Annotated in this window: 5 protein-coding genes; 2 read left to right on the top strand and 3 right to left on the bottom strand. The window is 36.8% G+C overall.

The window, feature by feature from the left end; genetic code table 11:
* Position 1 precedes the first annotated feature (1 nt).
* Positions 2–7,375, top strand: coding sequence for a cell surface protein SprA (sprA, locus tag IPI99_02740; GenBank protein MBK7339427.1), 7,374 nt, complete (start codon positions 2–4; stop codon positions 7,373–7,375).
* Between the two features lie 361 nt (positions 7,376–7,736).
* Here sprA and rsmG read toward each other — a convergent pair whose 3' ends face one another.
* Positions 7,737–8,369 carry a 16S rRNA (guanine(527)-N(7))-methyltransferase RsmG gene (gene rsmG, locus IPI99_02735; GenBank protein ID MBK7339426.1) on the bottom strand — a complete coding sequence of 211 codons (633 nt, stop codon included), beginning with the start codon at positions 8,367–8,369 and terminating at the stop codon, positions 7,737–7,739.
* Positions 8,363–9,427 (bottom strand): glycosyltransferase, encoded by a 1,065-nt coding sequence (locus IPI99_02730; protein ID MBK7339425.1) that lies wholly within the window; start codon positions 9,425–9,427, stop codon positions 8,363–8,365. Before IPI99_02730 ends, rsmG begins: the two co-directional genes overlap by 7 nt.
* Before the next feature lie 63 nt (positions 9,428–9,490).
* Here IPI99_02730 and IPI99_02725 point away from each other — a divergent pair, with 63 nt between their 5' ends.
* Positions 9,491–14,566 carry a hypothetical protein gene (locus IPI99_02725; protein ID MBK7339424.1) on the top strand — a complete coding sequence of 1,692 codons (5,076 nt, stop codon included), beginning with the start codon at positions 9,491–9,493 and terminating at the stop codon, positions 14,564–14,566.
* A gap of 63 nt (positions 14,567–14,629) precedes the next feature.
* On the opposite strand, the gene IPI99_02720 is transcribed toward IPI99_02725, so the two are convergent.
* Positions 14,630–15,499 carry a hypothetical protein gene (locus IPI99_02720; GenBank protein MBK7339423.1) on the bottom strand — a complete coding sequence of 290 codons (870 nt, stop codon included), beginning with the start codon at positions 15,497–15,499 and terminating at the stop codon, positions 14,630–14,632.
* Between the last annotated feature and the right edge of the window lie 52 nt (positions 15,500–15,551).

The following is a 15,551-nucleotide window of genomic DNA, read 5'->3' as shown; positions in this document are numbered from 1 at the left end:
TATGAGTAAGAAATTTTCAGCTGTTACAATATTTCTAATTCTATTATGGAGTTTTTGTGATTTTTCTTATGCTGGTGGGCATGAGGTGCCAGAGTATCCATCGTTTGTTAAAGATGGGAGCTTTTCCGTTTTGGATACAACCCCTGATGCGGGCCGGATCATTATCAGAGATATTGACAAAAAAGATAATCCATTTGATTTGAAAGATCCTAAGTCGGTCGAACGGGAAGTGGAATATGATCCGGAGTCCGGACTTTATAAAATAACTGAAAAGATTGGTTCAGATTATTACAAGCCGCCTACTTACATGACTCCTGATGAATACATGGAGTATAGAACAAAGGAAGAAGATGACGAGTTTTTGAAGAACCTTGCAGGTATTTCTTCAGCAAAACGTAGTATCTCTGGTGCCATTGATCCAATTACCAAGGTCAATATCCAACGGAATCTTGCAGACAGAATTTTTGGTGGACTTGGAGTGGAAATAAAGCCTGTTGGTTCGGTAGGATTATCTCTGGGAGGATACTACAGTTTTAACGATAACCCAAGTATTACAGAGGCTCAGAAAACCCAATGGGGACCACTTTTTGATCCTGATATCCAACTCGATGTTCAAGGTAGCGTTGGAGACAAATTGAAACTCAATACAAATTACAACACTCAAGCCACCTTTGGTTTTGAAAATAAACTGAAATTGGAATACGATTCCCAAAAGTTTTCAGAAGATGACATCATTAAGAAAATCGAAGCGGGGAATGTGAGTATGCCATTGAAATCTAATCTTATCCAGGGATCACAGAACTTATTTGGTTTTAAAACCGATTGGCAGTTTGGACATTTGAAGTTGACAGGACTTGTTTCACAACAGAAATCAAAACAGGAGAGTATCAAGATACAAGGGGGAAGTGTTGTCCAGGAGTATGAAATCCGACCTGATCAATACGATGAAAACAGACACTTTTTTCTCAATGACTATTTTAGGAATTCCTACGAAGAAAATCTCAAAAACTTACCGGAGGTCACAAGTAAGTTTAAAATCAAAAATCTCGAAGTTTGGTTGACAGATGATGCTCCAAATTCCAGAGAATTGGACTTTCGGGATATCATAGCGCTTACCGATCTCGGGACACCAACCAATGGCAGATGGGATTATGAGAATCCGGGCCAATTCACAAAGCCAAGTGGTGTGCCTGTAGATGCACATGGAACACAACTTTATACGAACGAATCCAATCTGATGTCAGATGTGATCCTTAAAGGTCCTAAAGAAATCAGAGAATTGTCAGAAGCTACCAGAGCATTAACTAAGCTTGGACTCAAGCAAGGAAGAGATTTTGATAAAGTGAGAGCAAAACGACTCAGCAGTAATGAATATACTTTTAATCCGGACCTTGGATTCATCTCATTAAGAATCAAACCTCGGCCAAATCAAGTGCTCGCAGTTTCATATCAATACACTTATGCAGGGCAGGTCAAAGATATATTTACCGACATCCAATATAAAGTTGGTGAGTTTTCTTCTGAGATTAAATCTGACAGTACCAACTACAGGGTGCTTTTTACAAAGATGCTCAAGTCTTCAAATCAAAGTACCAACAGTGTAAACTATGATTTGATGATGAAGAATGTGTATTCGATCGGCGGATACAATTTGAGTGAAGACAATTTTAGTTTTGACATTTATTACGAAGCTCAAGATGGCAAGCAAAAGCGATACATCGAGGAACTCGAAGGTTATCCATTGCTTAATTTATTCAGGTTGGACTTTCTCAACCAAACCAAAGATCCTCAACCTGATGGAGTCTTTGATTTCGTTCAAGGTCAGACTATCATCCCGGTAAATGGGAATGTCATTTTTCCGGTGCTAGAACCCTTTGGTAACTCGCTGAAACCATTACTAGAAATGACCAGGGTTATCAGTGATCCTGCGGTAATAGACAAGATCGTGGAGAAATACAGTTATCCAGAACTTTATGATACTTCAGTCACAATAGCGAGGAGCAATCTTACTGCAAATCAATTTTTGCTAAAAGGAAAATTTAAATCAGGAAAATCTAATGAAATAAACCTTCGGGCAGTCAATCTGGATCCGAACTCTAAGGTTACAGTGACAGCTGGATCTTTACCATTAGTGGAAGGTAGAGATTATACCTTTGACAGGAATTTAGGGAAAATCACAATTCTCAATGAAGCTTATCTGTCTTCCGGAGTGCCTATCAATGTAAACTTTGAAGACAACTCATTGTATAGTTTTCAGACTAAAACTTTGTTGGGATTCAGAGCTGAGTATTCCAAAAGGAAGGACTTCTATATTGGTGGTACTTATATGCACCTGTTTGAAAGACCATTCACTCAGAAAGTCAATATTGGAGAAGATCCAATCAACAACAGAATCTTTGGATTGGACTTTGGACTATCAAAAGACGCTCCATGGATGACTCGAGTGTTGGACAAATTGCCATTTTATAGCACGAAAGAACCTTCCAAGTGGTCGCTTCAGGCAGAGGGTGCTTATCTGAAACCTGGTCATTCAAGGGCCATTAATCAAACTGGTAGTGAAGGAGGAGTGATTTATATTGATGATTTCGAAGGTAGTTCCAGTGGGATTGGATTACACTACAATGTGACGCAATGGGTATTGGCTTCTAAGCCACAAGGTATAGACAATGAACCTTCATTTTCTGAGGATGATAGCGCATTTAATACTCTTTTTGGGTCATCAAACCGAGCGTTACTTAGCTGGTATAGGATTGATGAATACAGTCGCCAGGGAGCTCCGGATGCCAGTGCAACTTACACCAGAGCAGTTCAGGAAAAAGAAATTTTTCCAAGTCGGAGCATACCACCGGGTTACACTCCAGAAATCACATTTGATTTAACCTATTATCCTCGTGAAAAGGGGCCGTATAATTATGATATTCCAGGCGGTATTCAAGCTGGAGCATTCCGTACAGCAGGCGTCGACAATCAAAATAATCTATTAGAGCCACAAACGAGATGGGCGGGGATCATGTCAAAATTGAGCACAAATGACTTTGAAGCAGCAAATGTGGAATATATTGATTTCTGGTTGCTCAACCCATTTATGCAAAAATACAATCAATCTCCAGTTACGAGTGATGGAAACATGTATATTCAATTGGGATCTTTTTCTGAAGATATATTTAAAGATGGCAAACAACAATTCGAGAATGGTCTTCCGACAACAAGTCAAAAAGTACCGACTGAACAAACTGTCTATGGCAAGATTTCAAAATTTCCTCCGATAGTCAATGGTTTTGATATTTCTGAACGATCAAAGCAAGATATTGGATATGACGGACTGAATACATTTTACGCTGAAAATGAAAAAGACGAAAAGAGTTTTTTCAAAGATTACCTTGATGTATTGTCACAATCACTTGCTACTGATAAGTACACACTCGTGGCAGCAGATCCTTCAAATGATGATTATGTGTCATACCGAGACTCCAAGTTTCAAAGCAATGGAGCTACCGTCTTGGAGCGATACAAACGTTATAATATGCCAGAAGGAAATGGCGGCACTCAGGAAAGTGCTAATGCAATTGCTTCCACGGCTTATTCCCTGAATCCGGATCAAGAGGATATCAATTCAGATAAATCGCTCAATGAACTGGAGTCCTATTTTAATTATACTATTCCGCTCAAGAAAACTTCAGATAATAAAATAGCCTATGACCCAAATGATCCAAATAATAGGATCACCCAAGAAAGAATAGTCCAGAGGACTGGAGGTGATGAAGTTTGGTATCGTTTTAGGATTCCAATCAATGAAAGTGACAAAAAAATTGGCGAAATACAGGATTTTCGGTCGATTCAAGCAATCAGGGTAGCTTTTGCAGGATTTACTGAGCAAGTGACTTTTCGTATGATTAAGCTACAATTAGGTCGAAATACGTGGAGAAGATATAGTACAAATGTATGTGAAGATTTTATTGACAAATATCCACTTATTGTAGATAAAGTCGATATAGAAGAAAATTCAAATAAACTTCCATTTCATTATCTTTCTCCACCTGGAATTCAGCGTGAAAAATTGTACAGCGGCCAATATTCCAACCTGGAAGTGAATGAGGCTTCTCTACTGTTGAGAAAGGAAAATCTATACCCTAAATGTGAGCAATCAGTGTATAAGATCCTTGATTTGGATATGCGCAGATATGAAAAGCTCAAAATGTTTGTGCATGCTGAATCCAGTACTCAAATTAATAAAGGTGATACAAAAATCTTTTTGAGACTTGGCAAAGACTTTACAAACAACTATTACGAATACGAGATACCTCTTCGCATGTCAACACCGGATGCCGTAAGTGTTTCATTGAAAGATTCAATTTGGTTAAGTGAGAATAGTTTTGACTTTCCTTTATCACTTTTGGTGGATTTAAAGAATGAAAGAAATAAACTCAATATTCCTTTTGATCAGGAATATGTCATCTCTGATCCGGCAAACCCTGAACATGTAGTAAAGATCAAAGGAAATCCAACCCTTGGCTTGGTAAGAGGCGCACTTATTGGATTTAAAAATGAAACCCAGAATATCATAAGCGATATCGAAGTATGGGTGAATGAGTTCAGACTTACAGGATTGGAAGAGAAAGGTGGATTTGCTGCATTGGCTAGGGGCGAACTCACACTTTCGGATTTGGGAAATATAAGTTTGGCAGGAAATTACAGTTCAGTAGGATGGGGAGGATTGGATCAAAAATTGGAAGACAGAGCTATTGAAGAAGTTGTACAATATGATGCTACTACAAATTTGGAGCTTGGTAAATTTTTACCTAAGAAATCCGGACTCCGTGTACCTCTTTCATTACAGGTATCCAATGCGGTTAAAACCCCTTTGTATGATCCAATTGATACAGATGTCAAATTAAAAGACAAAATCGACCAGGCCAGAAATTCCACTGAGCGCGACTCCATCAAAGACAGAGCAATTGACAGAGCAAGGATCACTAGTTTTGCCTTAAATAATGTGCGAAAGGAAAGGACAGGTTCTAAAAAACCAATGCCTTGGGATATAGAGAATTTTGGTTTGAGTTATCAGCAATCTCATGCTAAAAAATCAAATCCCATTGTGGCAAATGAGGAGCAAAAAAATCAACAGGGTAGCCTGGATTACAATTACAGCATGAACCCACTTTATATCGAACCTTTCAAAAAAGTGGTGAATTCAAATTCTCTGAAATTTATTAAAGAAATCAACTTCAACTTGATTCCAAACAGTATATCGGTACGAAATAATTTAGACAGAAAGTATGCAATCAGGACCTATCGATATGCAGATCCTCGTTATTCGACCTGGGAGGATACAAGGTTTGGATGGAACAGAGATTATACTTTGAACTGGGATTTGACCAGATCAATAAAGTTTAGTTTCAATGCAAGCAATGAAGCGACTATAGATCAGATAACATACGACCCATTAGTGGGCTCAGATGTCGATCCGATCACCAGAGCGAGAGTGGATGATAATAAGAGAACTGCTTATCTATGGGATCAATTGGGAAAATTTGGACGGACTAAAGAGTACAAACACAATTTTACTGCATCTTACAATCTGCCTACGAGGTTGATTCCTGCATTGGATTGGGTTACAGCACGAGCACAATACACTGCAAATTACAATTGGTCTGCCGGATCTTTATTGGTTATCGATTCAATAGGAAGCGTAATCGGAAACGGGCAAAATATTACTCTCAATGGTGAATTGAATTTTTCTAATCTATATAATAAGTCATCATATCTCAGAAAGATAAATGGAGAAGGGTCTCAAAGATCAAGGCCATCCGTCCGTAAGTCAAATCAATCCAATCAAAAAACAGACAAAAAGGATGATGACAAAAAAAACAAGAAAGAAAAAGAAAAGAAAGAGCGCAATGTCTCAATAGGAGAGAAAATTGCCCTGAGACCACTCTTGATCCTGAGGAGAATCCAATTGAATTATACACAAAACAAAACAACAGTTGTTCCGGGTTACCTCGAGTATACAAATATTCTGGGTATGGATCAGAAATTTACAAATCCGGGATGGAGTTTTGTTGCTGGAATTCAACCTAAACTTTCCGGCGATTTTCTAAATAAATTGGCAGATCGCGGCGTAATCAGCGATAATTATTGTCAAAACAAAGAAGTATTGCAGAGGGAAGTGAAGACCTTTGGTTCTAAGATGAAACTTGAGCCATTCAGGGATTTTAATATTGATATTAGTCTAGATCGAAACCGTACAAATGATTATTCTGAGGCGTTCAGATTTGGTCCAAACCCTTCGAATTTGCAAGACACAGGATTCTTTCATTTTACTCCATATGAAACTGGGCAGTATACTATTTCATTTATATCATTGAATACTTTATTCAATAATGATATTGATGGACTTTTTAACACTTTTTCTGAGCGACGTACAGTGATTTCACAAAGATTGGGTGCGATTTATAATATCACAACACCAAATCCAAATGCACCAGCATATATTGATGGTTTTTCTGGTGATCACCAAGATGTAATAATTCCGGCATTTTTATCTGCATATACCAATACAGATCCGAATAAAGTCAAGCTGAACGTGTTGAATTCATTGCCATTGCCAAATTGGCAAATTAGCTATAATGGTCTAACAAAGTTGAAAGGATTGAAGAATATATTCCAGGATTTATCAATCAGACATTCCTATTCGAATAAACTTTCTGTATCAAATTATAAAACAAGTCTAGACTACAAAGAAGACAATCAAGGGATTCCTATCAAGCGCAAAACGAGCGAAGCAAATGCTTCTTATTATGCAAAGTTGGAAATTGCTAATGTCATAATTGATGAAAAATTTGGCCCATTGATTGGTATTAATGTTAAAACTAAAAGTGGCATTGAATTGGGTTTTGATTATGGAAAATCAAGAACTCTATCGCTTTATGGAAATAATGATGGACGATTGGAGGAAAGAAATTCTACTGATTTGATTTTTAAAGCAGGCTATACCATGAAGAATGTTTATTTGCCTTTCATTCCAGGTGTAGAGAAAATAAAAAGGACTGCAAAAAAGATTAAAAAGAAAGTGGGAGATCCAAATGCTCCATCCGCTAATGTCACAAAACCTAAGGGAAATGATTTGCAGTTCACTTTAGATTTTGGGATAAGAGACAATATTTCCAGAACTTCAGTGCTGGATTTGGGAGTACAGGGGGTGACAAATAATGGTTCGAAGCAAATCTCCTTTGCTCCAAACATTCTGTACAATATCAACAAGAGTTTGAACGCAAGATTATTTTTTGACTATAGGAAAAATATTCCTTATAGTACAAACGCTTACAAATCGGTGAATGCAAGTGGAGGAATAGCTATTCAATTTCTTTTGAACTAAAGAAGAAATTGATTCTAAACCAAATATTGCTTTGGAAATCTAATGCACACCAATTTGAATTCAAAATATTGGATCTGTGCAAATCTTTATACGTAAAAATAGATTGCTTTCAAAATAAGCAAGGTATAGAAATATTTTGGTCCATCTTGATGGATCAAAATGAAATGTAAGAGAATAAAAGTTTTCTCAGTAAAAAGCAAATACCATGGTCTGGAAATGGTGAGCAGGGTTCCTTCATCATCAAGTGAAATCGTTTACTCCATTTTCATTGTGTGAATCCATTCGGGCTCTTTGAGTCTCATTATTTTATTGCAAATTTGATTTTGTCACGATCCCCAAAAAAAATTCTCGGTTAAAGAAATTAGATTTGGACGTAGACAATTTTTTTGTCTAGAAAATACTCTTGAGGTAAAATATCTGATAGTTGATATAATTCGTGGTAACTGTCTTTTTGCAATAGTTGAAGTTCACCATGGAGATTTCCGCCTTTATAGCAATATAAACCGTTGGGGATTGAAGATTTTTGGGTCCGGGAAATCAATGGTCTCGACCAGGATATTAGCTTGTCAATACTTGCGACTGCTCTGCTCACTACAAATGTATAACTACCGGAATGATCTTCTGCTCGTTGATGCAAAGCAGTAATGTTTGGAAGATTTAAGTTTTTAATGATATCATTTACGACCAGAATTTTTTTACCTGTGCCATCTATTGCTGTAAATTCTACCTGGGGAAAGCATATCGCCAATGGGATTGCAGGGAATCCTCCTCCTGTCCCAAGGTCTAAAACCTTGATTCCGGCCGGCCAATGGACAAATTTTAAGAGAGAAATGCAATGAAGTAAATGATGAACTACAAAATGATCCATATCCTTCCTCGAAATTAAATTTATTTTTTCATTCCAACTCTGGTACAAAGGAATTAATGCGAGGAGTTGATTGAACTGAGCATCTGTGAGCTGGGGTGCTATTTGTAATAGTATGGATTTTACCAAGTCTTTTTGATTTTCCAGAATAATGGGATTTGGATGATAAGATGGATCAAATAAGCAATTTCCATAAGGGGGAACAGTAAAAATAAATCATGTTCATGAAGAAGTACTGATTTTCTGCGCACTACAGGTAGAATGAAGAGTAATCTCATGAAATAAATGAACATACTCAAAATCAACCCATATTTGAATCCAATTAAAAGCACAAAGCTCAAACTTCCTGCCATTGAAATAAAAAATCCAAGAAGGTAAATTTTGATCCAAAAGGAGTAATGATGAGATGTTGAATAATGTCGCCATTTCTGCTGGATGTAATGTTGATAGCTGGTTTCTCCTTCAGTATACACGAAGGAGTTGGGATCTACAGTATAGGTCGTATTACATCTATGGGCAATACTTTTGATGAACAAATCATCATCACCATAAGGAATATCGAGTTGCAACTTATTGCTGTCAAACAAGCTTTTATGATAAAATAAGTTACGCCCTACTCCCATATAAGGGAAACCATTGGCGCAGGCTCCTAAATACTGCATTCCATTAATCCAGCATTCAAATCGGATGAGTAAATTTAAGAGACCAGAAGTTTTGGAATATGGGGCATATGCGATTACAATTTTTTTGGACTCAGTTGCGTTTTGTGCCATAGTGTATAGCCAATTAGATGAGCTCGGGATGCAGTCTACATCCGTTAATGCTAGCCAAGAAAATTTCGATGCTTCTACCCCTTTGTTCAAAGCAGCTTTTTTACCGTGATTGTTTCTTTCAAGTTCAAGTAAGCTTAGTTGCTCAAATCTGTCCTTGAAGCCTTTTAGATACTCGAAACTATCGTCGACGGAATGATCGTCAACATAAATGACTTCGAAATTGGAATAATTTTGAAACAAAATTTGGTTTATACTTGTTTTTAAATGTTTTATACCATTTTTGACTGGTATGATAATACTGATATCCTTGCCTACATCAACCTTAGGCTGAGTAAGAGTGATACCGTCAAATACTTTCCACCAATAAATGGAGTAAATAAAGATGAAAACGAGACCGGTCAGTATCCAAAACACTTCCAAGACATCAAAGAAAAGAAATATTGCGATAATCTTTTAAATATTATAAAAAAATGTAATATGTTTGTACCTTATTTTGATAAAAACTTAAAACTCAAGACGATGAGGTTGAAACTCACATTGTGGTGCTTTATTGTATTTACAGTCGTATCAGGAATTGAACTGAAGGCTCAAATGACATTCGATGGCTCTGCTTTATATGGCAACGAATGGATCACGACAGGTCAGGCATATTTTAAATTTTATGTTTCAAAAGACGGATTTTACCGCTTGAAATATGAGGAAATGGTGGCTTCAGGCTTACCGGCTGACAATATTCCTGCAAATCAATTCAGAATTTACCATTTAGGAAAAGAAGTTGCGGTTTTGGCCTCAACTGATGCGATCATGAAGCCCGGAGATTTTTTTATGATTTTCGGTCAGGAGAATCAAGGTGAGCTCGATCATGCACTGTTCAAAGATCAGACGGATTTATTTAACCCTTATTATAGCATGTTTACTTCAAAATCATGCTATACTATCACTTGGAGTGCTAACCCCGGAGCAGCTAGAATTTCTACTATAAATAATGATCTTTCAGCTCCAGTACCTAAGGAAGAATATTTCACAAATACAGAAAGGAAGGTATTTTCAGATACAATTTCAAAAAGGGCAATAGGAACAGGTTCATTTATACGTTCGCCAATGTATGATGCTGGTCAGGGATTTGCCACCGAGAAAAACACTTTCCTCACAGTGCCAATAAATTTTACGGGTGCTTTCATTGGACCAAATGTGCCAAAAGCTCAAATCCGTTTTTGGATGGCAGGAAAAGGTGAAGATGACGCAGCCCACTCTTGTGATATTTCATTGGATGGGGTAGTCGTAGAAAATGAGAAGTTCAGTGGTAATAAGGTGCATGAAACCAGATTGGCATTAGATCATGAAACACTCAAGCAAAATTATAATTTAGGAATTACAGTAGACCGAACGAGAAATGAGTTCGACCTGGTATCGCTTTCTTTTATTGAATGGACATACCAGAAAACATATAAATTTCAGAATGCAAGATTTGCCAGAATGGTCATCGAATCCTCTCCAATAAGGAAATATTTGGAGTTGGAAGATTTTGACGGTGGTGCGGAAATCGGAGTTTATGATGTAACGAATTCAATCTTTTTGACCAGTACTCGAGAGAATAGCGGGATATATAAAATAACATTACCACCTTCAGTTAAAGAACGCGAAATTCTTGTTTTCAATTTGTCGGACCGAAAAGATGTTTCACAATTAAGTGAAATGAAATTAATCGGAATTGAAAAATCTAATATCAATTATGTGATTTTAAGTCATTCCAAGTTAATGGACGACGGGACTGGAAAAAATCCAATAGAAGAGTATGCAGAATTTAGGAGAAGTCCGGAAGGTGGGTCTTATCAGGTTAAAGTGGTCGATGTTGACATGGTTTATGATCAGTTTGGTTATGGCATTCCGGGTCATCCTATCGCTATCCGAAACTTTTTCCAGTACCTGAGAAACTACTATTCGGATCTAAAATTTGCTTTATTTATTGGGAAGGGATTGGAGAATAAATATTCCAGAAAATACAGTTCTGAATATGATCAGTTCATCTTTATTCCACCATTTGGATATCCGGGCTCAGATATGCCTTTCGTTGCAGATAATAATTTTATTCCTTTTTGTGCATATGGCAGGTTACCTGTAATCAATGCTGCAGAAGTGAGAAAGTACTTGGAGAAAGTAAAGGAACATGAAAATTTTTTGCAGAAGTATTCCTACACACCTGAGAATAGGGAATGGATGAAAAGAATCATCCATCTTTCAGGAGGCAGGCCTGAAGATGCAGCGTCTCTTCAAGCAGAATTGGAAACGATGGAAAGAGTCATTGAGAACAATCAATTTGGAGCAGATGTCACCACATTCTACAAATTGTCCTCTAAACCAGTAACCACTCCTGATCTTGAAACTATTAGATCGCTTGTGAACGGAGGCGTATCAATGATTTCCTATTTGGGACACTCGGCAGCAACAAAGCTAGACTTTAACGTGGAGTCAGTTTATGCTTACAGTAACAGGGAAAAATATCATGTATTTCTAGCTATGGGGTGTTATGCCGGGGAGTATTATGAACCGACAAGAAGTTTGAGCGAAGACTATAATCTTGCGCCAGAAAGAGGATCTGTTATCTATTTATCTAATTCAATTGCAGGCCAACCGACGATACTTGGAATTTGGGGAAGTGAGTTCTATAAATTGCTAGGAGGTTCATTTTATGGTAAATCCATTGGTGAAGCCATCCAGCAAGTTGGCATTACATTAATGCCGAATAGCGTTGAAGCTATGGCTTCACAAATAGTATCAGAAACATTCAATGGTGATCCTGCGATCAAGTTTTTAGGTAATAATCGTCCAGATCTTTTGTTTGATCCACAATCGCCAAAAATTGAGCCAGGGCAGATTTATGCGTCTACAAAATCATTCAAATTTAGTGTGGATGTTAAAAACGTAGGCGTTCACTATAAAGATTCAGTCTTGCTTACTATTGAGCATCAACTACCATCAGGAGTGAAGAAAATTGTGGTAAATGAAAAAATTCCTACGCCGGCATTTAAATCTACGCATACCTACAGTATTCAGCTCGATGGAGACCGTTCTACAGGGAATAATATCCTATTCGCAACATTAGATCGCGACAGCAAGATTACTGAAGGTCCGGCACCTGATGCGGAACGCAATAATGACTTGGTATTGTCAAATGGCGACCTGGGTTTTCCATTTTATGTAGTCGCCAATGATGCGCAACCGGTATTCCCACCTGAATTTGCCATCATAAATCAAGATAAGCCAACGTTGATTGCCTGTAATGGAAATACTTTGGCATCAAAAACACAGTATAATTTTGAGCTGGATACGACCGAGTATTTTAACAGTCCACTTTTAAAATCTTATAAAACAACACAGACCGGAGGAGTAGTGAGTTGGTCAACTAATCAGTCTCTGCTTCCAGGTAAAGTATATTATTGGAGGGTTTCTCCGGAGCTGAGTGGTTCTGGCAACAAAGCTTGGATAAACAGTTCATTTATATATCTGCCTTCTCAATCAGAAGGTTGGAACCAATCTCATTTTTTCCAATTTACAAAAGACAATTTGGAAGATATGGTGATTGCTGAACCAGGGAGAAAATTCAACTTTGCAAATGAAGTGATAGAGTTCAGGGCTTCAAATGGATATATTGAATTACCTAGTTATATCAGACCTAGAATATATTCAGGTACCGGATCGGTAATGGATTTCCAATATTGGAATCATTACAACTTTAATTTTTCCGGAATCGTAGTATCCATGTTTGATACTGATGTAAATCAAATGAGGGTGAATGTTACCGGTACTGATGGCGGTAGTTTTGATGATGCTCATTTACTTGCAGGAATGCCATTTTATTTATTCAAAACGGATACAAAGGCAGAGAGAGAAAAATTGATCAATTTTCTCAAGAGCATAAGAGTAAATGATGTAGTGGTGATACACACATTAAGACAGAAAGACTTGCTTTTTTATCCGGAAGAGTGGGAAAGTGACGGACCTGAGAATATTTATAGTTTGTTAAATAGTTATGGAGCCACTGTAGTCAATGAACTGAAAACGAAAGGCTCAGTTCCGTATATATTGACTTATCGAGTACAACGACCGGATTATCAGGTAAAGGAAGTAATAGGTGACCTTACATCAGAAATAGAATTGGTCAATTATTTTGAGTTACCGCGAAGAGAGGGTAATACACAATCAACCATTATTGGACCAGCAGCTTCATGGGAAAATTTCGAATGGAATTCAAATGAACTCGAAGTTCCAAATGACAATGAAAGTATAAGTATATATGGAGTAAATCAAAATGGATCTGAAGTAAAGCTTTTTGATGCATTTACACAGCAGAATCAGGATTTGAGATCCATAAATGCAAAAGAGTACCCGAATTTGAAGTTGAAGTGGTCAGCTTCAGATAGTCTGAAAAGAACGGCAAGTCAACTTGATTTCTGGAGAGTACACTATACGGGATTACCTGATATTGCATTTCATCCTGCTTTACTTTTTACAAAAAATAAAGACACCTTGAATCAGGGATTCCCTCTGAAAGTTGAAATTTTAGCCCAAAATATCAGTACCAAAGACATGGATAGCTTGTTGGTGAAATTTACTGTGATAGATAGTAGAAACAAACCTGTAAGTTCGTACACACGGATGATGCCTGTAAAAGCTATGGCTTCATTGATCGTGTCCCAAACAGTCAAAACAAACTCACTGCGGGGTGCATGTAAGCTATTTATTGAATTGAACCCAAATGATGACCAGCCTGAATCTGTAAAATTCAATAACGTAGCCATTGTAGATTTCTATGTGAGAAGAGATGTGAGGAGGCCTTTACTTGATGTTACATTTGATGGCAAGCGTATTTCCGATTATGATTTAGTCTCTAATCGATCCAAAATTCAAATCAATTTGGTTGACGAAAACGAAACTTTGTTATTGGATGATACTTCACTTTTCGAGATAAAATTGGAGTATCCAAACAGGGAGATTAAAAAAATATACTTTGACCAATCAAATGTTACATTCACCAAAGCTTCTGAGAACACGTCAACATCACAAAATGAAGCTATAGTTCAAATACAAGGTGATTTTTCACAAGAAGGTGTTTATACTTTGATTATAACGGCAAAAGATCTGAATAATAATTATGCAACTGAAACTGCTAATTTGGTAAGCTTCACGATCACAAATGAGAAATCAATTTCTCAGATTTATAATTATCCAAATCCATTTACCACAAGAACGAAATTCGTTTATACTTTGACCGGGAATGAATTACCTGCTTATTATAAAATGCAGATTTTAACTGTTTCAGGTAAAGTAGTCAAAGAAATCACTAAAGAAGAACTGGGTGAACTTAAGATTGGAACCCATATTACTGAATATGAGTATGATGGCACAGATGATTTTGGTAATAAACTTGCCAATGGAGTGTATTTGTACAGATTTATTACAAAAGATGCAGCCGGAAAAGATTATGCTAAATATGAAACTGAAGGAGACAAATTTTTCCAAAATAATTTTGGAAAAATGGTTATCATTCGATAAGAAGGATCATTGCATTGATGATAATAAAAAAAGAGCCAAACAAAATTGGCTCTTTTTTTATAACTAATAATTGGTGAATTTATTCCATTTACAAAGAGCGTAAGACTGGATTTCGGAACCAAATCCCATAAAGAAATTTTCTATTGAAAAGACAATTGAACCATCAAAATGAAAATTTTGACCTGCGCGTAAACTTTCCTGAATGGCTTTCCATAAAATGTGACTTTGAGATAACCTATTTTTAAATTTTGGGTTTTGAATATTTGCCCATAGATAACGGTCAGCACCATCTTCTATAATAATTGAAATGGATTCTATGTTTTTACCTCTCTTATAAGAGTACAAGTGAATTGCATTTCTTTCTTTCAAAATTGGCAGAATACTCTCCATAATCTTTTGTGTCAATCCGTGCTTTAAATAGTAATTGTCGCAGTTCCAAATTAAGGACAAATCATCCCAATTGTTGTAAAAGATATTTTCAGAATGAGCTTGGTGCAATCTGTTTTTTGTTTTTGAACTTAGATTGAGGTATGCATTATCTAAACTAGTATTTGCATTGATAAAACATGTATTACACCAATTTGATTCATAATTGTATTGGTTGAGGACAGAAACAGTATTCACTTCAGATGGAAGTTTAAAATTTACTCTCCAATGATTTCGTACATTTTCATGAAGCTCAGAGAGCAGGTGACATTGCCTACTGTATTTAGTAGTGGTTTTGATATCATCCGGTTTATGGATAATCCTCATCTGGAAAGGATTAAATGGTGGGCAATCCACGAAACTCATTCCCAAAAATTTCCTTTGCCTGAATACCGCTGTCAATTCACTTCCTTTTCTTTCGAGTTCAATGACCCGAAAGCGATCCTTCCCGCAGATGACTGAAAGCCAAACTGGGTCAAAAAAAATGGAATTTGAAGAATCTTGCATGAATGTGCAAAATTACAACATTCAGGACATTGTTAGCTTATGTTAAATCCAA

This window comes from Saprospiraceae bacterium (genome assembly GCA_016710235.1).
Taxonomy (GTDB): Bacteria; Bacteroidota; Bacteroidia; order Chitinophagales; family Saprospiraceae; genus Vicinibacter.
The sequence above is the reverse complement of the archived record's forward strand: the minus strand, read 5'-3'. Positions and strand labels throughout refer to the sequence as shown.